Source organism: Streptococcus sp. FSL R7-0212 (assembly GCF_038007985.1).
Classification (GTDB): Bacteria; Bacillota; Bacilli; order Lactobacillales; family Streptococcaceae; genus Streptococcus; species Streptococcus parauberis.
The window spans coordinates 102,260-122,873 of sequence record NZ_JBBOYF010000001.1; the positions used below are offsets into that span (position 1 = coordinate 102,260).

The following is a 20,614-nucleotide window of genomic DNA, read 5'->3' on the forward strand; positions in this document are numbered from 1 at the left end:
AGAAGACTTCTATTGTATTTTTGTTTTACAAGTATGTGTTTCTAGGCTTGAACCCCTCCCTTCATTGAGTGACGTTTGTTTTAATATTAAAAAACATTAAGTCTTTTCTAATTTTATGAAATAAGCATTGCAGAAATCGATTTCGATAGTGTATAATGTAATAAATTAAGCGAGCTTAACAAATAAAATAAACGGCGTTAAAAAATTTGCCGATTAGAAGGATAAATATGAAAGAGAAAAAAATCTGTAAAATTGCTATTTTAAGTTTAGTTTGTCCGCTAACCTTACTTTTAACTAGTCAGGCAGCAGCAGCTGAATCACAAAATGAAAACACAAGTAATTATCTCTCCAAGGTAAAAGCTGATGAGTCTCGTTCTCTAGAGGTGGAAAATGCTAGTAATTCCTCGAGTCCTATGTCAATTTATGAAGAGAAAGCAACAAATCAGTCTTCTGCTTTTGTTGAGCAAACTAATTCAGAAAATGAAAGCACTAATAAGAGTGAGCCTCTACCTACAAATCATGTTAATTTAGAACAGCCGATAAGGTCAGAAAATGCTGATGAGGCTTCTAGTCATGGAATAAAAGAATATGAAATAGAATTTGATCAGAAAACCAAGTATGTTAATGACGAGCTAATTGCAATGTTAGCAAAAAAAGAGGAAAAAGGGAAACAGAGCCTCAATGATTCCAAGGTTAATATTCAAGTCCCAGAACAATTTTCTTATTATTTAAATAAACTGGTTGGTGTCAAGAATATCAAGGAAATTGCTAATACAAATTTAGAAAAGTCAGAAAAAGAAGCTCTCACTAAATTAATTGATTCCTATATCAAATCGACAAATGATCAAAAGTTTGATGGACGGGGAATTGTCATTGCTTCTGTCGACTCTGGTGCAGACGTTAATAGTCAGGATATGACAATTGATCAAGATCCAAATGTTAAAAAGCATTTAAAATTAGCAGCTAATAAGGACTTGGGTTTTACAGAAAAAATCCCTTTTGGTTTTAATTATTTGACTGGAACATACGATATAAAAGATCGAAGTAATCGTCCGCATGGGATGCATATTGCTGGTATTTTGGCTGGGAACTCAAAAATCCCTGGAGGCTTTAAAGGTATTGCACCAAATGCACAAATTTTATCCTATCGTGTTTTTTCAACGGAACCTAAAGATGAAGATAATCCATCTTATGTCGGTCCAGATTCAAAATTCCATGCTATTGATGACGCTATTAGACGAAAAGCTGACATCATTAGCTTGAGTATCGGTGAACGAGCAAGTGGTTTATCTGATGATGACTTTTACGCCGCAGTTAAGAAAGCTACGGATGAAGGTATAATTGTAGTTGCGGCTATGGGGAATTACGCAGGTTCAGCTTCCACCAATTCTTACGATACTTATGTTGATAATGAATATAGATTAAAAGACACCTCGACAGCGGTAGGAGTTGCGGCAACAGAATCAGCAATCGGAGTTGGGTCGATCAACAATATGGTTGTTCCACTACCAAGAGTTTTGATTGATGGGAAAGAGTACCCATTCACAGAAGTTGGTGCACATTCTATTAAGCGCTTACCAAAAAACAAAGAAGACTTCGGCATTATCTATTTAGGAAAAGGGACACCGGAGGATATTGCCAAGTATAATCCAAATAATGACAGTTATAAGGATAAAGTCGTTCTTATTCAACGTGGAGATGAATCTTTAAAAATGAAAGTTGAACGATTTTTGAAAAACTCAAAAGGTGTTATTTTAGTGAATGAGATTGTTTCTTCTACACGTGGAAATTATCATAGGGCACCAGTTATGGGATATGATGACTTGGATTTAAAACAAAATTGGGTTATTTCATTATCACATGATGACGGTAAAGAGTTAATTGACAAGGTCCAAAAGCTTGGAAACAAAAAAGTAAATCTCCAATTTAAAACGGAGCTTAAGCCATATATTATTGCTGATCAAAACGGTGTTTCTGGCTTTAGTAGTTGGGGGCCAAATTTTGGTTTAGAAATGAAACCTGATCTTCTTGGACAAGGAGAATATATTTATTCTACTAGGAATGATGATGACTATTTCATTAGTTCCGGGACATCAATGGCATCGCCACACGTTGCCGCTTCAGCAGCTTTGCTATTGCCTAAAGTTAAAGAATGGATTAATCAGAACCCAGAATTAAAAAGCCGCTTTCAATTAACTAACAGTGACATCATGAAAATTTTATTGATGAACACGGCAACTCCATTAATTAATCATCAAGCTTCTGATCTAGGAAAAGAGATTGAGCATTCTCCTCGACAACAAGGGGCTGGTTTTATCAATGTGAATAAAGCTTTTAACTCTGAGGTATTAATTAGAAGTAAGCGAAGTGGTGGAGCATCATTAGGTGAGATAGGTAAGGACCACTCCTTTACTTTGACTTTACATAATATGAGTAACCAAAGCCAAACTTTTGACATTGAAATGGGAGATATTTTTACAACAAGTGTTAAAGAAGTCACTCGAGATGATGAGTATGGTCCAGTTAAAATAAAAGCTGTCATTCCGAATATCCTAAGTGATGTCAAGTTGTCTGGTCCAAAACAGCTTACTTTAGCAGCCAAGGGTAGTATGGAAATCACCTTTAATTTGCAAAGTTCGGAATTAATTAATGATTTCATTGAAGGCTATCTTTACTTCAAGTCACATGATGGAAAACATCCACATTTAAGTGTTCCATTTATGGGATTTATGGGGGATTGGAATAGTGAGGCAGTTTTAGACAAGCCAGCGTGGGATAAAGACGCTAACACACATCTTGTTGAACTTGTTAAGGAAAAATATCTGGAACATGATAAAAACGATTATGAGCCTCTAATTAAACATGAGTCTGACGAAGCAGTAAATCCGAAAGATTATGCGATGACAACGAATCTAAATCGTAAAGTTGGACCACGACTTATCTTTTTAAGAGATGCTAGTGACTACGATGTAGCCATTGTTAAAGGAGAACAGAAAGATCAGCTTGTCCGTGTTTTAAAAGTTGGACATTACCCGTTCAAGTATATGGAAAGTTCTTACCGTGAGAGTGCAGACCTTAAAGCTAAGTTAGAAAATATTGACAGCGATATCTTATGGGATGGTAAAATCCATGATGAAAATAGCTTTGGAGAATTGAAGAAAGCTGATCCGGGCCAATATTATTTTAGAATTCGTGCTAAAGCTGGGAAATTTGATGACTTTGAAACCATTTATTTACCAATTTTAATTGATAATGAGAAACCAGACTTTGACTTGAAGTATAAAAGCCAAACACTTCAAATTAGTGCGACAGATAACCATAAAGTTGAATCCGTTAAGGTATCATTAGAAAAAGGCTATAGATATGAAGCTTTAAATGTAAGCAAAGACCAAAACGACTCCTATGTTGTCGAAATTCCGAAAAAAGAAGGAGGACAAGTCACTTTAAGGATTGTAGCGACTGATATTGCAGGGAACGCCTGTGAAAAAACAGTAGTCCTTGACCAAAATGGGAAACTGACGGTTAAAGAAGAGACGCTTTCAAACTATAACTATCAGCCTAAAAAATCAGATGATGATTATGATGAGGCTGAAAATGACCTCCATAGTCTAGCTAGACACGAACTAGAAGATAGAGCAGACTCAGATGATGATGACGATGACTGGAGCGATGACGAAGAGGATGATGAAGACTCGGATATAGATGCTCATAATATAGTATTGACGCATGGAAAAGAAATTACTTTGCATACACTAGCTAGTCTTCAAGAAAATCATATTACTTATGATGATAACTCAAAAATAGCAACTTTAGACTATGCTATTTATCTTAAGAAAGGCTATCAAGCTCGTGTTAGAAATATCAATACTCAATACAACAGCCTTCAAAACAATCTTTCGGATCCATACAAAGCTATGTATGATACAACACTCAAATATGAAAACGACTCTTATAATAAGGAAAGTCAGGAGTATAATACTAAAAAAGTTCCGGATAAGCTCAAATTGGCAAATGGGAATAATCTCGTTTATGTTGATATTCTTGATGAGAAAGGTTCCACAGTCTTTCACAAAAATTATTTCATTTTTGTAGACTTAGAAACTCCGACTTTAGAGTTACTCAACAAAGAGGTCTTTAAAGACGATGAAGATATAACTCCTGTATTAGATACTTCTAACGATTCTGACGATTTGGATGATTTTGAAGATGACAACGAAAGTGATACCTCACAACTAGGATATTATAAAGGTATTATCAAAACAAATACCAACCAACTTACTATGAAATTTAGTGTAAAAGATAATCTTGATTTTTGGAAACTATACGTCAATAATGATATGATTGATTCCTTTAGTTTAGACGGCTATTATCAAAAAAATCAAAAATTTGTGTCCTATACAATGCCAGTTAAAGATAAGCAAAAAAATCTGTGTCAGATTAGAAGATAGGTATGGAAATAGCGTTGAAGACCATTATGTAGTTGTTATTGATCCGACTTACCAAGATAAAAAGAATGTGATTCAAGCAAGTACACTTGTAACGGCAAAAAGTTATTGGAATCAAACAAGTACTCTGCCTGTTAAAGTTAAACAAGGTATTCTTGAAAGAGGAAAAGAGTACTCAATTAATGACTTAATAGAAGTTGGAGAAGGCACTTCTTATAGTATTAAAGAACCATTATCAACACAGCAAGAAGGGATTCAAAAACTGAGTATTGAATTATTTAAAGGCAATACACGACAATTCCAAATCCTTACATTCACTATTACAGATCCACAATCTGATAATATTCAAAAGAAGGAAATTAAAGATTTGCCACTAACTGAAGATGAGAGCCAAAAACAGGTAGATGACTTAAATAGTCAGGAAGTAATACAGGTGCAAGACGGTTTAAATATTATTAATCCTATACCACTTAAAATAAAGGAAACTCAAAAACATCAACAAAAAGTGCAGGGTAACAGAGGACATACCTTACCAGAAACTGGAAGCCGAGATGATTGTTCTAGGCTTGGTGCACTGTTTAGTGTAGTTATGTCTCTGGCTATATTCCTAAAAAATCCAATTAAAGGTAAAAAATTTTAGTGGAACATCTCAAAACCTATGGCTGTATTAAGGTCATAGGTTTTTTAGCTAGTTAATTTTTGGTGCTAGACCTTGTCATCTGAAACTGAGATACTAGTAGTGTTTTTGTCAAAAAACTCAGTTAATCGATAAGATCACTGTTAAAAGGAGTATAATGATAAGAATAGTAGGAAAAAATTTTTTAATCATTTGATTTCTTGAAATGAAAGCAGGTTCAAAAAGTGAATAAAATTAAAAATATGATTGCTTCTTGTCCAGAAATTATGGATATATTAGCCATTATTAAAAGTGTTGGGTTAGAAGATTCATGGCTTTGTGCAGGAACCTTACGAAACTTTGTTTGGAATCAACTATCCAATAATGCAAACGAGCAAACAACTGATGTGGATTTAGTATTTTATGATCCAAACATAAGCTATCAAGATACTCTAAATTTAGAACAAGAAATCAAAGAGAAGTTCCCGCAGTATGATTGGGAAATAAAAAATGAAGTCTATATGCACGTCCATACTCCAAATGCGCAACCCTATCTAAATGCCTGTGATGCCATTGCTAAGTTTCCGGAAAAATGCACAGCCATTGCAGCAAGACTCGACCCAGAGAATTGTTTAGAAGTCTTTTTACCTTATGGGGAAAGTGATATTTTGGAATTTAAGGTAAGTCCAACTCCTTTCTACCAAGAAGATACCCAACGTCATAAAGTATATAACCAGAGGATGCTCAAAAAGAATTGGCAAAAGTCTTGGCCACAACTTGATATTTATTATTTCTCTGAATAAACTCGCAAAAGAAAGGCACTCTATGTCAGTTAATCTTGAATCATATAAAGAAATGCTTGCTCAACCCTGGGGTAAAATTCAATATGAATTAACCTTTGTCCAGCTTGCCCATATCAAAAATCAGAGGGTCCTAGATTTCGGGGCTGGTTTTGGCTTGATCAGTCAATTCTTAGCCAAAGAAAATGAGGTTGTCGCCATTGAACTCAATGAAGAGATGCTTGATCCACAGTCTCCCCAAGATTTTCAGAAAATTTTAGGGAGTATCGAAAAAATTGAGGAATTAGAAGCTCAGTCATTTGATTTGATTCTTAGCCACAATGTTTTGGAATATGTTAATCCACAGGAACGGGCAACTTATTTGCAGGCACTAAAGCGTGTTTTGAAGCCAAATGGACAACTTTCTATTATCAAACATAATCAAGTCGGAAAGGTTATGCAAGCAACTGTTTTTGAGAATCGAATTGATAAAGCTTTACGGTTACTAAATGGTGAAGAATTTGAATCCGTCTTTTTTTCTAAAGGTGCTACCTATACTTTGGAAGAATTGCTGGACGCTTCTCAGATGACGATGGTTAAATACCAAGGGATCCGTTGTTTTTATGGTCTCCAACCAAATACCTTCAAAACAAGTGACGGTTGGCTTGCAGAAATGACTCGGCTAGAATTAGCTGTATGTGACTTGAAACCTTACAAAGATATTAGCTTTTTACAGCATATTTGGTTGACCTTTTCTTGATTTTATAGAAAATACCCCGTAATTATAGTTAAATATGATATCTAAACTCCTTGCATTCCCGTTTAGTTTGGAGTATACTTCATCTCATATTAATAAATGAGAAGTTCTATGAGAATGGAAAATAGATTAGAACTTTTTTTGACTTGTTTGCTTTGCTTTTCTAGCTGCCCTTGTTTATTTCCCTTTTAAGGAAAAATAGATACTGCTAAGGCAGTTGGGGCTTTATATGTCGTTAGTTTTCACGATGTTGGCCATCCAATTGACTTAAAGGAAAATAAGAAGTTAGTGGGTAAAGTTAGAATTGTCTCTAAGACTAGTGAGGGCAATTCCTATCATGTGCAATCTAAGACATTAAGAGAATTTTTGATGCAAGAATATGGCCTCAACAAACATCAAATGGTTGTAGCTATTGGTTAAAAAGTTAAGAGATACTTCCTAAAAGGGTTGAGCTGTTGAGAATCAGCTAGCCCTTTTAATTTTTTAGAAAAAGACAATTTTTACTTGACTTAGAGTCCACTACAAGGTGTATACTTATATTAAGTTATCAGAATAATTAAAAAAGATAACTGGTAAAGGACAAGGAGAACTGATATGAAAGCAACTATTTTTCATGGCTCTTTGTCAACTGTAGTGGGTAGATGAAAAGCTAACACCTAGAGAGGACGAACTTCGTCCTCTCTTTCTTTATGTTCAATGCAATCAAAATCCGTTTTTTAAAGTTTTCAAAGTTCCTGAAACCAAAGGCATTTCTCTTAATGACTTTGATGAGATTATTGGTAGCTTCCAGTTTGGCGTTGGAATAAGGCAATTCCATGGCGTTTACAACCTTGTCTTTATCCTTTAAAAATGTCTTCAATACCGTCTGGAAAATAGGATTAACGATGGCTATTTCCTGTTCGATGAGGTCAAAGAAATGGTCTGAGTTCTTCTCTTGGAAATGAAATAAGAGAAGCTGATAGAGTACATAGTGTTGTCGTAGTTCCTCGGAGAAAGACAGGAGTTTTTCTAGGATTTCCTTGTTAGTCAAATGCATTCGAAACATAGGACGATAAAATCGTTTATCGCTGAGTTTACGGCTATCTTGTTGTATCAATTTCCAGTAACGTTTCAAGGCTCGGTATTCCTGCGATTTTCTGTCGAATTGATTCATAATTTGAATACGGACACGGTTCATAGCACGACTAAGGTGTTGCACGATATGAAAGCGATCGAGTACAATTTTTGCATTCGGAAAAAGTTGTTTAGCAAGTTGATAATAGGGACTAAACATATCCATGGTAATCACTTTGACCCGATTTCTAACCTTTCTAGGATAGCGAAGAAAGTGGTTTCGGATGGTTGCTTGAGTTCTTCCGTCGAGAATGGCGATGACATTTAGGGAGTCGAAATCTTGAGCGATGAAGCTCATTTTCCCCTTCTTGAAGGCATACTCGTCCCAACTCATCACCTCAGGTAGGGTATTCCAATCCGTTTCAAACTTGAACTCATTGAGCTTTCTCATAACTGACGATGTTGAAATTGATAGCCTGTGTGCAATATGTTTCATTGCTTGATTTTCGATGAGTAATTGTGCGATTTTCTGGTTAACAGCGACAGAGATTTGGTGGTTCTTCTTGACAAGAGGAGTTTCAGCGACCGCCATTTTTCCGCAATCTTTACACTTGAAACGACGCTTTCTAAGGCGGATAAGTAAAGGGTAGCCAGCAGTTTCTAAGTAGGGGATTTTAGAAGTTTTCTGGTAGTCGTACTTAGCCATTTGTCCCTTGCATTTTGGGCATTTAGGGGCTGTGTAGTCCAAGTGACCGTGGAGTTCTAAGTGAGTTCCCATATCATATTCATCAGTGATAGTGATATTTTTGTCTTTAATTCTGAGAAAATTTGTGATAAGATTTAGTTGTTCCATATGAGTCTTTCTAAAATGATAGTTTGAGCACTTTTCATTATAGGTCATATGGGACTTTTTGTATATACTCAAAAAGGCTCCATAATCTCTACAGTGGATTTACCCACTACAGAAATTATAGAGCCTTTTTCATAAAGCAGGCTTAGTTGAAGTTGAAGAAGTCTCAAAGCCTAGTATTCAAGAGGCTGACGATGTTATTATTAAAGTTGTCAGAGCATGTGTTTGTGGCTCGGACTTGTGGGCATATGCTCACGGTGACAACAAAGCAGCTCATTCCATTAATGACGGCCATGAGGCTCTAGGAATTGTTGAGGAAGTTGGAGCAGATATCACGACTGTTCAACCTGGAGATTTTGTTATCGTTCCTTTCACCCACGGATGTGGGCATTGCGATGCCTGTCGAGCTGGTTTTGATGGAACATGTGATAATCATCCTGGCTACAGTAATTGGTCTAATGGTTTCCAATCAGAATACATTCGTTTCCATTATGGCAATTGGGCCTTAGTAAAAGTTCCTGGTCAACCTTCAGACTTCTCTGAAGGAATGATAAAATCATTATTGACACTTGCAGATGTTATGCCAACTGGCTATCACGCTGCTCGTTGTGCACAAGTTTCGGCTGGTGATAAGGTAGTTGTCATAGGTGATGGTGCTGTTGGTCAATGTGCTGTTATTGCTGCTAAAATGATGGGGGCATCTCAAATTGTCTTAATGAGCCGTCATCAGGATCGTCAAGAAATGGCTTTAGCATCTGGTGCCACAGCGGTTGTTGCTGAACGGGGCGAAGAAGGTATTGCCAAAGTTAGAGAAATCCTTGGTGGTGGTGCGGATGCTGCTTTAGAATGTGTTGGGACAGAAGCAGCGATGGACCAAGCCTTAGGTGTTCTTCATAATGGTGGTCGTATCGGTTTTGTTGGTGTTCCTCACTACAATAACCGTCCATTAGGGTCAACCTTTGCTCAAAACATTTCAGTGGCTGGTGGTTCTGCCTCAGTGACGACTTATGATAAAAAAGTTCTTTTAAAAGCGGTCTTGGATGGTGATATTAATCCAGGACGTGTTTTCACACAGACCTATGCGCTTGAAGATGTCAACCAAGCTTATCAAGATATGCAGGATCGTAAGACCATAAAATCTATGTTAGTCATTGCTGAATAAGGCTAAATTGTCCTAGGCTAAATGGGCATAATTCTTTAAAATTCTGAGAAAAGACATTTCTTTTTCAAGGAGATGTCTTTTCTCATGTCTTTCTGTAAAAAAATGACAAAAATGACTTCAAAATGAAAAATTTCAAAATCATTTGTTTTATTCTTGAAACAAATTGGAGTATAATATAAGGGTTAAAGAATATCTAAAAGAAAGGCTTTTTATGACAATTCCTGTATTTTTGGAGCTTGTGGAAATGAAAGCTAAAACAGCGAGTGTTTTACCTTTTCTGATTGGTTTGTGCCTTAGCTATTATTACTATGATAGTCTTCATCCCTTCTTAGTTCTTTTATTCTTTATCGCCATGTTCTTTTTCAACATGTTTGTCGATATGTGGGATAATTATAACGATTATAAAAATGCTATTAACTTGGATTACCAAGCAAAGACTAATATTATAGGACGCGAAAGCTTATCGGTCAGTTTAATTGAAAAATTGATGGCTGGCTTTCTCTTCATTTCAGCTAGTATTGGTATCCTATTAACCGCAATAGTGGGTTGGCCCTTATTTGTGATGGGACTCTTTTGCTTTGGTGTCGGCATCCTTTATTCCTATGGTCCGAGACCCTTGTCTAGTTTACCTTTGGGTGAGTTTTTCTCTGGCTTTACGATGGGCTTTGTCATCTCACTGATTTGTGTTTATCTCAATACTTATCAAGATTTCAAGTGGGATTTACCTAACTTAGCAGCTGTTTTCTTGATTTCTCTACCCAACACCCTTTGGATAGCAAATCTCATGTTAGCAAATAATTTATGTGATAAAGAAGAAGATGAAAGTAATCACCGTTATACTTTGGTCCATTACACGGGCCTAAAAGGTGGACTTATGCTATTTGCATTAGGAAATATCATAGCAATTTTAGCAATTGTAGGACAATACTTACTTGGTTTAGCTCCAGTGACTGTATTATTGTGCTTATTTTTGATACCATTTATATATAAGCAAAGTCGCTTACTATGGCAAAAGCAAGTCAAAAGAGAAACCTTTATCTGCGCTGTCCGCATTTTAGCTTTAGGATCATTTACACAGGTTGTAACCTATTTTATTGGTATATTTTTAAAATAATAAATTGACGTTAATATTACAAGGAGAATATTATGCAAGAAATTTTAGTATTAGGAGCTGGTTACGCTGGCTTGAAAACGGTTCGTAGTTTACAAAAACAAGCTGGTGATTTCCATATTACGCTTGTTGATCGGAACGATTATCATTATGAAGCAACTGAATTACATGAAGTAGCATCTGGTTCACAGCCAAAAGAAAAAATTACTTTCTCAATCAAAGAAGTAATTGATGAAAAAAAAGTAACTTTCATTCAAGACAGTGTTGTTAAAGTTAATCCTGAAGAAAAGACTGCTGAATTAGCAAAATCTGGGACACTCCATTTTGACTACGTTGTAGTTGCTTTAGGTTTCTGCTCTGAAACCTTTGGTATTGTAGGTGCGGAAGAAAATGCCTTGCAAATGGTTGATATCAACACTGCAGAAAATATCCACCGTCATATCATTAAAATGATGGAAAAATACCGTGAAACTAAGGATAAAAATTATTTACGTATCTTAGTATGTGGTGCAGGTTTTACTGGAATTGAGTTAGCTGGTGCTCTTACTGACGAAAAGAAACGTTATGCTGAAATTGCTGGTGTTACTGCAGATCAAATTGAAATCATATGTATCGAAGCTGCAACACGTATCCTTCCAATGTTTGATGATGAGTTAGCTAATCATGGACTTGAATTGATTAAAAAACTTGGTATTAATTTAATGCTTGGTTCTATGATTAAAGAAATCAAACCAGGTGAAGTCGTATATGCAACTAGTCCTGATGAAAATGCTGAACGTCAATCAATCGCTGCAGAAACAATCATCTGGACAACAGGTGTAAGTGGAAGTAAGGTTATGGGAGAGTCTGGATTTGCAGAACGCCGTGGTCGTGTTATAATCAACGCTGATTTACGTGACCCTAAATATGACAATGTCTATATCATCGGTGATGTATCAGCGCTAATCGATCCTTCAAATGATCGTCCTTACCCAACAACTGCTCAAATTGCAACACAAATGGGTGCGCATGCTGCAAAAAATATTGCGCATCAATTGAACAATGAAGCTACTGAGAACTTTACTTATGAATCGAAAGGAACAGTTGCCTCTGTTGGTAATACTCATGGCTTAGGTATTGTTGGTAAATCAACTAAAGTTAAAGGTTATCCAGCATCGTTCATTAAAAAAGCAATTATGAATAAATCATTAGTTGATATGGGTGGTTTGAAAGAACTCTTAGCCAAAGGTCGTTTCGATTTATATCATTAAGATAAAGGCTACTATTTAATTATCGGTTTTTCTTAGCTGTGATGGGTTAGGAAGACACTATACAAATCGGAGGATTTATTAATGACTATTGAAACACTCGCACGTTTTCAATTTGCCATGACAACGATTTTTCACTTCTTTTTTGTGCCTTTTACAATCGGGACTTGTTTTGTTGTTGCAATCATGGAAACCTGTTATGTTGTCACTAAAAATGAAGAATATAAAAAGATGACAAAATTCTGGGGCAATATCATGCTCCTCAGTTTTGCTGTTGGTGTTGTTACAGGTATAATCCAGGAATTTCAATTTGGAATGAACTGGTCTGACTATTCTCGTTTCGTAGGGGACATCTTTGGGGCGCCTTTAGCTATTGAAGCCTTACTTGCATTCTTTATGGAATCAACTTTTTTAGGTTTATGGATATTTACTTGGGACAATAAAAAAATTAGTAAAAAGATGCATGCTAGCTTTATCTGGTTAGTTGTTTTCGGTTCATTGATGTCAGCAATGTGGATTCTTATTGCCAATGCCTTTATGCAACATCCAGTGGGCTATGAAGTAATCAATGGACGTGCTCAGATGACGGATTTCTTCGCGCTTATTAAAAACCACCAATTTCTCTATGAATTTTCTCATGTTATTACTGGTGCCATTACAATGGGTGGAACAGTTATTGCGGGTATGGCTGCCTTTAGATTATTGAAAAAAGATAGTTTATCTGAATCTACTCAAAAAATTTATCAAAAGTCATTACGATTGGGGCTACTTGTTACCTTAATTGGATCTATTTCAGTTATGGGTGCAGGAGACTTGCAAATGAAAGCTTTGCTTAATGACCAACCAATGAAATTTGCTGCTATGGAAGGTGACTATGAAGATTCTGGTGACCCTGCAGCATGGACAGTGGTTGCTTGGGCAAATGAAGCAAAAAAAGAACAAGTCTTTGGTATTAAAGTTCCTTACATGTTGAGTATCCTATCCTATGGTAAACCTTCTGGAGCTGTTAATGGGATGGAAACGGCAAACAAAGAATTAGTTGCTAAATATGGCGAAGACAATTATTACCCAATGGTCAATCTATTATTCTACGGCTTCCGTACGATGGCTGCATTTGGGACATTGATGCTTGGTGTATCAACAATTGGACTATTCTTAACACGTAAGAAAAATCCAATTCTATTTAGACAAAAATGGATGCTTTGGATTGTTGCCCTAACAACAGTTGCACCTTTCCTATCAAATACATTTGGGTGGATTATTACAGAACAAGGACGTTACCCATGGACAGTCTATGGATTGTTCAAAATCAAAGATAGTGTCTCACCAAACGTTTCAGTAACCTCGCTTTTTGTTTCTAATACTGTTTACTTTTTACTATTTAGTGGACTGGGTGCTATGATGGTCTATCTGACTATTCGTGAGTTGAAAAAAGGTCCGGAATTTGAAGAAGAACAATTGTTACTTATGAAAAATGCAGTTGTTGATCCATTTGAGAAAGGAGCCTACTAATGAGCGGTTTACAAATTTTTTGGTTCATCCTTATCGGAGTGCTTTTCTCAGGTTTCTTCTTCTTGGAAGGTTTTGACTTTGGTGTTGGTATGGCGGTTCAAACACTCGCCCATAATGAAGAAGAGAAAGATCAAATTGTTTCTACCATTGGTCCAGTTTGGGATGGTAATGAAGTTTGGTTGCTTACTGGTGGCGGTGCAATGTTTGCATCATTCCCATACTGGTATGCATCTCTATTTAGTGGTTATTACTTAATTTTATTAACAATCTTATTTGGATTAATTATTCGTGGTGTCTCCTTTGAATTTAGACATAATGTTCCTAAATCTCAAAAACAAATTTGGAATTGGACTTTATCAATTGGCTCTGCCATTGTTCCCTTTTTCTTTGGGGTTATGTTCATTAGTTTAATTCAAGGGATGCCTTTAGATGCTAAAGCAAATATGACTGCTCATTTTGGAGATTATTTCAATATCTTCTCTATCGTTGGTGGTGTTGCCATGGTCTTGTTATCTTATCTTCACGGTCTAAATTATATTGCTTTAAAAACAGAAGGACCTGTTAGAGAACGTGCAAACAACTTCGCACAATTTCTTTACTTTGTTCTCTATCTTGGATTAGTAGCATTTGCTATTCTTTTATTCTTCCAAACAGACTTCTTCAGTAATCATCCAATAGTAACAACTCTCTTAGTTTTATTAATTGTTGGGCTAACAGTTTTTGCTCATATCTCAAGCTTTAAAAAAGCTGAGATGCAAGCTTTTATTGCTAGTGGATTGACATTAGTGGCAGTTGTTGTCTTGATTTTCCAAGGATTATTCCCACGTGTAATGATTAGCTCTATCGGCTCAAAATATGATTTGCTAATTCAACATGCATCGTCATCACCATATACTTTAAAAGTGATGTCCTTTGTAGCTATCGGTTTAATACCTTTTGTACTTGCTTACACAGCTTGGGCATATTATATCTTTAGAAAACGGATTACTCTACCAGTTATTGTAACGGGGGAAAAATAATGCTAGATAAAGCAGTTATGCGCTTGTTCGGTATTCATAAAATATTAGGATTGCTTGCAGGATTAGATTTCCTTCAAGCAATCTTTATTATAGGACAAGCTTATTTCTTAAGTAGTGCCATTACAGGACTTTGGCAAGGCCAGAGCCTAAATGCTCAGTTGCTATCTATAATGTTTTTTGTTGGAGCTTATTTTTGCCGACATCTGATTAACTATATTAAGGATGAAAGTTTAGATAAATTCTCTGCTAGGCACGCAAAAGAAATTCGAACGCAACTTTTGAAAAAAGTTTTTGAATTAGGACCAAGTGTAGTGCAGGAACAAGGCTCAGGGAATATGATTACTATGGCTTTAGATGGTGTCTCACTCGTAGAAAATTACTTACATCTTGTTCTCAATAAGATGATGAATATGACAGTAATACCAGTAATCATACTTGCTTTCATTTACTATTTGGATATTGATTCAGGGATCATTTTAACTTTGGTTTTTCCTTTAATTATTCTATTTATGATAATACTAGGTTTGGCTGCTAAAGCAAAGGCTGACCGACAATATGCTTCTTATCAAGTCTTATCGAACCATTTCTTAGATTCACTACGAGGTATTGACACTTTAAAATTTTTTGGTTTAAGTAAACGTTATGCTAAAAGTATTTATAGTACCAGTGAAAACTTTCGCAAGTCGACCATGTCGGCATTACGAATTGGAATTTTGTCGACTTTTGCCTTAGATTTTTTTACTACCTTATCAATAGCTATTGTAGCTGTCTTTCTTGGGTTAAGATTAATTAATGAAGAAATCTTACTTTTCCCTGCCTTAACAGTCTTGATTCTTTCTCCAGACTATTTCACACCAGTTCGTGATTTTTCAAGTGATTATCATGCAACTCTTGACGGAAAAAATGCATTCCAAGCTATTCAGTCCATTTTAAGTAAAAATAGTTTTAAAAAAGACCAAGTTACTCTAAAAAGTTGGTCTCAAAATAGTCGGTTAGATTTAGAAAACATTGAACTAGCATATGATGGTAATCATTTTATGTCAATTCCAGGCATTAGTATTTCTGGTTTTCAAAAGATTGGTATCATCGGCATGAGTGGTTCTGGGAAATCAAGTCTGATTAATCTCCTTAGTGGATTTTTAGCGCCAAGCAAAGGACAATTTGTACTTGATGGTCAGAAACTAGAAAATATGGATCAAGATGATTGGAAGAAGCAGATGCTTTATATTCCACAAAATCCTTATGTTTTTGAAATGACATTAAGAGACAATTTGACCTTCTATACACCAAATGCAAACCAAGAGGAGATTGATCAAGCAATTGCGGTCGTTGGTCTCCAAGAATTAGTTGCGGAATTACCGCAAGGGTTAGATACAAAAATTGGTAATGGAGCGAGACCTTTGAGTGGAGGTCAGGCACAACGGATAGCTTTAGCTCGTGCTTTTCTGGATAAGGAACGCCGTATTATGCTTTTGGACGAACCCAGTGCTCACCTAGATATTGAAACAGAGCTGGAATTAAAAGAGAAAATGGTTCCACTTATGGCTAATCGTCTTGTCTTTTTTGCCACTCATCGTCTTCACTGGTTAAAAGAGATGGATCAGATTTTGGTTATGGATCAAGGAAAGGTTGTGGAAATGGGTTCTTATCAAGAGTTGTTGGCTAAAAAAGAACATCTTTATAATCTGCAACATGCGATGGGAGGTTTTGATGATTAAAATACCAATAATTCAAGCCCTAGCAAAAGATCAATGGGTCAAACCTTTTTTCAAACGCTATAAGAAATCATTAATATTGGCCTTGTTTTTAGGATTTTTAACTTTCTTTGCTGCCAGCTCACTCATGTTTAACTCAGGTTTTCTCATCAGTAAGTCGGCATCACTACCAAGCAATATCCTCTTAGTTTACATACCAATTGTTTTAACTCGCGCCTTTGGAATTGGTCGCCCTGTTTTTCGATATGTCGAACGACTAACAAGTCACAATTGGGTATTAAAAATGACTTCTAAGCTGCGCCTAAAACTTTATGAAACATTAGAGGAAGACGCAATTTTTCTCAGGAAGAATTATCGACTAGGCGATATCATGGGTCTGTTAGCTGAAGACATCAATCATATTCAAAATCTATATTTGAGAACTGTCTTCCCTACCATTATTGCCTGGGTCTTATATGTCTTTATTATTGTTGGACTGGGTTACTTTAATATCTGGTTTGCCCTATTTGTACTTCTGTATTTGGGAGTTCTTGTTTTTCTTTTTCCACTTTGGTCAGTTATTATTAATGGTGCCAGACAAGAGCAGGAAAAACAGTTAAAAAGTAAATTATATACAGATTTAACAGATAATGTGTTAGGAATTTCAGATTGGATTTTTAGTCAACGTGGTCAAGAATATGTTGCCTTACATGCAGAATCTGAAGCGAAGTTGGCAAGTGTTCAAGCCAAAATGAAGCATTTTAATAATAAACGTAATTTCATTTTTCAATTAGCCTTTGCCATCCTAGCAGTTGTCACCCTAGCTTGGGCTTCAAATCAGTTCCCAGGTGACCATGGAGGTGCGGCTAACTGGATTGCTGCCTTTGTTTTATCAGTCTTTCCACTGATTGATGCCTTTTCAGGCTTAGCTGCTGCAAGTCAAGAATCATCAAGTTACGCAGAATCTTTAAATCGTTTAAACGATTTGCCACAGATCAAAGAACAACAGGTCACTAGACAGCTTCCTGCTGCACCATTTAATTTGAGTATCAGAAATTTAGATTTCCATTATGCTGATTCGGATAAGTTAGTCCTGTCTGACTTGAATTTGGAAATAACAGCTGGCCAAAAACTAGCTATTCTTGGTAAAAGTGGTTCAGGTAAAAGTACCTTAGCCAGTTTAATACGTGGAGATTTACTAGTATCAGCGGGATCTATTTCTCTTTCTGGAATACCTGTTGGTGAGTTAGGAGAACACATTTCAGATTATATCGGTGTGATTCAACAAGCACCCTACCTCTTTAATACAAGTCTCTTGAACAATATTCGCCTTGGCAATAATCAAGCGAGTGAATCCGATGTCTGGGATGTCCTAGCACAAGTTGGTTTAAAAGGAATGGTTTCAGCACTACCCCACGGTATCCATACCATGGTTGATGAAGCAGGTTTGCGTTTTTCAGGTGGTGAAAGACATCGGATTGCCCTTGCTCGGATACTCTTGCAAGACACACCGATTGTACTTTTAGATGAACCAACTGTTGGTTTGGATCCAATTACTGAAAAAGCATTATTAGAGACAGTTTTGGAAGCCTTACAAGGTAAAACTCTTATTTGGATTACACACCATCTGAAGGGAATTGAAAAAGTTGATAAGGTCATCTTTATTGAGGATGGTCAAATTGAAATTTCAGGTGAACCTTCTGTTTTACAAGAAACGAATGACCGTTACCGTCAATTAAAAGCTATCGATGATGGTAAATAAAAGAGCAAGGGAAGAAATCCTTTGCTCTTTTTATATATCTCGTTTTAACAATTCCTTGGTTACTTTTAAGAGTTGTTTTTGGGCTTTTATTTTTGGTAGTTGTTCAATATCGGCCAGTGCTTTTTCGGTGTACTTATTAGCCAATGCTTTAGCTTCCTCAACACCACCATAAGTTAAAACTAATTCTTTGACTTGTAACCGATCTGCGGAGGTCATGTCTCGCTGCTTATCGAGTAGGGGTTTAAAGGCAGCAGGATTTTTTTTCATTGCTAGTAAAAGAGGCAGACTATAGACACCATTGCATAAGTCTTCTAATACAGGTTTGTTGAAAGTTTTAGGGTCTGCTGTGTAATCTAAGATGTCATCTAAAATCTGGAATGTCATTCCGATGTGATGGCCAATTCTACCAGCAAGGCTTACTACATCTTGACTTGCTCCGGCAAAATAAGCCCCTTCTTGACTAGCTAATTGGAAAAGCTCTGCCGTTTTCCCCGAAATAGCAGTTAGGTAACTTTCCACATCTTGTTCTTGATTGAAGTAGAGCTCCATTTGTTCCAATTCGCCAATTAGAATCTGTTTCATAGCTTTGGCATTGATGGTCATGTAAGGAGAATCTTGCATGCTTTCGAGGATTAATTCGAAGAAAATGGTGAAAAGAAAATCACCTGTATATACGGCCACATCTTTTCCGAATTGGGTTTGAATTGTTTTTTGACCTCGTCTAAGCGGAGAATCATCAATGACGTCATCATGAATTAAGGTGGCCATGTGGAGAATCTCTAGAGAGGCAGCAATTTGACGGAGTTGGTCACGATTTTTTTGTTCTTGGTCTCCGAATTGAGAAAAGAAAAAGAAAAAGGCTGGTCTCAGGTATTTTCCCCCGGCCGTACTTAAATCTACAATTGCAGCTTTTATATTCGAATTTCGAACATTGGCACGTTGACCGATTAATTCTACAACGGCATCTATTTCTTTTTGGATTTCTGGAAACTTGTTCCAATAACGTGACATCTATGGTTCTCCTTGCATACTTTTACCTCTCTATTCTACCTTAAATAGAAGGTGATTGCTAGAATAATATTCGGAGAAAAGTATTATTAGCAGGCATAAGCTATTGATAGACTTGGCTTTTGAGGAATTGACAGAGTCAGTTGACATAAAATTGGAATAACAGATAGTTGAGTTTTTTATTAATATTGTGTATATTTTAAGATATATCAAAGATTAAGTGAGGGGTCTTATGGTTTCAATAATTGAAAGAGCTCCTGCAAAAATTAATTTAGGCTTGGATGTGCTTGGTAAGCGGGATGATGGCTATCATGATTTATCAATGGTCATGGTAAGTGTTGATTTATGTGACTATATTACATTGTCAGACAGAGAAGACAATAAGATTGTGATAACTTCTAATTCTCCTAAAATGCCAGTAAATGATAAAAACGATGTCTTTAAAGCAGCTCAACTGATAAAAGCTGATTATGGTATAAAAAAAGGAGTAAGCATCAATTTGGACAAGAAAATTCCAATTTGTGCAGGTATGGGTGGTGGGTCAAGCGATGCAGCGGCGACAATTAGAGGACTCAATAAGCTTTGGCAATTAAATCTAACTAAAGAGGAAATGATTGCAATTGGCAAACGTATTGGCAGTGATGTTCCCTATTGTATTTCAGGTGGCTGTGCTCAGGTTGGCGGCATGGGAGAGCAGGTAGATTGTATAGATGGGAAATTGTCATCTTGGGTTGTTCTGGTTAAGCCTGAATTTGGGATTTCAACGCGAACGATTTTTTCTGAGGTTGATTGTCAAGAAATTTCTCGTGTTGATATTTCTGCCATAATAAATGCTTTAGAAACTAATAACTATCAGGCTTTGATTACTAGCATGGGAAATTCTTTGGAAAATATTAGTATTACAAGAAAGCCATTTATTCAGAAAATAAAAGATAAAATGATTTTTTCGGGAGCAGATGTTGCCTTGATGACTGGGAGTGGACCAACAGTGTTTGCTCTATGTCGGACAGAAAAACAGGCCAATCGGGTCGTTAATAGTCTAAAAGGATTTTGTAAGGAAGTTTATAAAGTAAGAACATTATAGAGGCAATTCATCTTGCTTCTTTGATTTCTTTTTGTTATAATTAACTGGTTAAGAAAATGAGGTGTGTTATGGGGACTTTAGAAAAGAAAATTGATAGCTTGGTTAATCGAATTTTGATGAAGGCTGAAAATCAGCACGAACTATTATTTGGCTCATGCCAAAGTGATGTTAAATTGACAAATACTCAGGAACATATTTTGATGCTCCTGTCACAGGATAAACTGACAAATACTGAATTAGCAAAAAAATTAAATATCAGTCAGGCTGCTGTTACAAAAGCAATTAAAAGTTTAATTAAGCAAGGCATGCTTGCTTCATCTAAGGATGCAGTAGATGCGCGTGTTACCTATTTTGAATTAACTGAACTGGCTATGCCAATTGCCCAAGAACATACACATCATCATGATCAAACACTAGATGTCTATAAGAGACTGCTTGAAAACTTCTCAGAGGAAGAGGAAGCAGTCGTTGAAAAATTCTTGACTGTATTTGCCAAGGAATTAGAAAGGTAAATT

At 36.2% G+C, this 20,614-nt stretch carries 15 protein-coding genes and 1 pseudogene; 14 read left to right on the forward strand and 2 right to left on the reverse strand.

The window, feature by feature from the left end; all coding sequences use genetic code 11:
• The first annotated feature begins 227 nt into the window (after positions 1-227).
• From MKY69_RS00715 to MKY69_RS00735, 5 genes are all read left to right on the forward strand, one after another.
• On the forward strand, positions 228-4,448 hold the full coding sequence (locus tag MKY69_RS00715; RefSeq protein ID WP_311981281.1) for a S8 family serine peptidase: 4,221 nt from the start codon (positions 228-230) through the stop codon (positions 4,446-4,448).
• Positions 4,449-4,515: 67 nt separating this feature from the next.
• Complete coding sequence (locus MKY69_RS00720) at positions 4,516-5,085, forward strand: hypothetical protein (protein WP_003108783.1); 570 nt, start codon at positions 4,516-4,518, stop codon at positions 5,083-5,085.
• Positions 5,086-5,306: 221 nt separating this feature from the next.
• Positions 5,307-5,864 carry a nucleotidyltransferase family protein gene (locus MKY69_RS00725; RefSeq protein WP_003108781.1) on the forward strand — a complete coding sequence of 186 codons (558 nt, stop codon included), beginning with the start codon at positions 5,307-5,309 and terminating at the stop codon, positions 5,862-5,864.
• Between the two features lie 22 nt (positions 5,865-5,886).
• The gene (locus tag MKY69_RS00730; RefSeq protein WP_003108779.1) at positions 5,887-6,600 is read left to right on the forward strand and encodes a class I SAM-dependent methyltransferase; all 714 of its coding nucleotides are present in this window, start codon (positions 5,887-5,889) and stop codon (positions 6,598-6,600) included.
• A gap of 285 nt (positions 6,601-6,885) precedes the next feature.
• The gene (locus tag MKY69_RS00735; protein ID WP_003108778.1) at positions 6,886-7,017 is read left to right on the forward strand and encodes a hypothetical protein; all 132 of its coding nucleotides are present in this window, start codon (positions 6,886-6,888) and stop codon (positions 7,015-7,017) included.
• A gap of 229 nt (positions 7,018-7,246) precedes the next feature.
• Here the strand turns inward: MKY69_RS00735 and MKY69_RS00740 are convergent, their stop codons facing one another.
• The gene (locus MKY69_RS00740) at positions 7,247-8,503 is read right to left on the reverse strand and encodes an ISL3 family transposase (protein WP_017768237.1); all 1,257 of its coding nucleotides are present in this window, start codon (positions 8,501-8,503) and stop codon (positions 7,247-7,249) included.
• A gap of 121 nt (positions 8,504-8,624) precedes the next feature.
• On the opposite strand from MKY69_RS00740, the pseudogene MKY69_RS00745 reads away from it, so the two are divergent.
• From MKY69_RS00745 to cydC, 7 genes and pseudogenes are all read left to right on the forward strand, one after another.
• Positions 8,625-9,662 (forward strand): annotated as a pseudogene (locus MKY69_RS00745) (zinc-binding dehydrogenase); the annotation flags it as partial.
• A gap of 211 nt (positions 9,663-9,873) precedes the next feature.
• On the forward strand, positions 9,874-10,776 hold the full coding sequence (locus MKY69_RS00750) for a prenyltransferase (protein WP_004347201.1): 903 nt from the start codon (positions 9,874-9,876) through the stop codon (positions 10,774-10,776).
• Between the two features lie 32 nt (positions 10,777-10,808).
• Positions 10,809-12,023, forward strand: coding sequence for an NAD(P)/FAD-dependent oxidoreductase (locus tag MKY69_RS00755; RefSeq protein ID WP_003108771.1), 1,215 nt, complete (start codon positions 10,809-10,811; stop codon positions 12,021-12,023).
• Positions 12,024-12,104: 81 nt separating this feature from the next.
• Positions 12,105-13,532: a cytochrome ubiquinol oxidase subunit I gene (locus MKY69_RS00760; protein WP_076751812.1), complete on the forward strand. Its 1,428-nt coding sequence runs from the start codon at positions 12,105-12,107 to the stop codon at positions 13,530-13,532.
• Positions 13,532-14,551 carry a cytochrome d ubiquinol oxidase subunit II gene (gene cydB, locus MKY69_RS00765; RefSeq protein WP_003103466.1) on the forward strand — a complete coding sequence of 340 codons (1,020 nt, stop codon included), beginning with the start codon at positions 13,532-13,534 and terminating at the stop codon, positions 14,549-14,551. Before MKY69_RS00760 ends, cydB begins: the two co-directional genes overlap by 1 nt.
• A complete protein-coding gene (cydD, locus tag MKY69_RS00770; protein WP_003105290.1) occupies positions 14,551-16,269 on the forward strand; it encodes a thiol reductant ABC exporter subunit CydD in 1,719 nt (572 codons plus the stop codon). The genes cydB and cydD overlap by 1 nt, the downstream gene beginning before the upstream one ends.
• The gene (cydC, locus tag MKY69_RS00775; protein ID WP_037621243.1) at positions 16,262-18,007 is read left to right on the forward strand and encodes a thiol reductant ABC exporter subunit CydC; all 1,746 of its coding nucleotides are present in this window, start codon (positions 16,262-16,264) and stop codon (positions 18,005-18,007) included. The genes cydD and cydC overlap by 8 nt, the downstream gene beginning before the upstream one ends.
• A 30-nt stretch (positions 18,008-18,037) precedes the next feature.
• On the opposite strand, the gene MKY69_RS00780 is transcribed toward cydC, so the two are convergent.
• Complete coding sequence (locus tag MKY69_RS00780; protein WP_003108764.1) at positions 18,038-19,018, reverse strand: polyprenyl synthetase family protein; 981 nt, start codon at positions 19,016-19,018, stop codon at positions 18,038-18,040.
• A 229-nt stretch (positions 19,019-19,247) separates the two neighbouring features.
• On the opposite strand from MKY69_RS00780, the gene ispE reads away from it, so the two are divergent.
• Positions 19,248-20,099: a 4-(cytidine 5'-diphospho)-2-C-methyl-D-erythritol kinase gene (ispE, locus tag MKY69_RS00785; protein WP_003103055.1), complete on the forward strand. Its 852-nt coding sequence runs from the start codon at positions 19,248-19,250 to the stop codon at positions 20,097-20,099.
• 68 nt (positions 20,100-20,167) lie between these two features.
• Entirely contained in the window at positions 20,168-20,611 is a 444-nt protein-coding gene (locus MKY69_RS00790) for a zinc-dependent MarR family transcriptional regulator (protein WP_003104958.1), read from the forward strand.
• Positions 20,612-20,614: the final 3 nt, after the last annotated feature.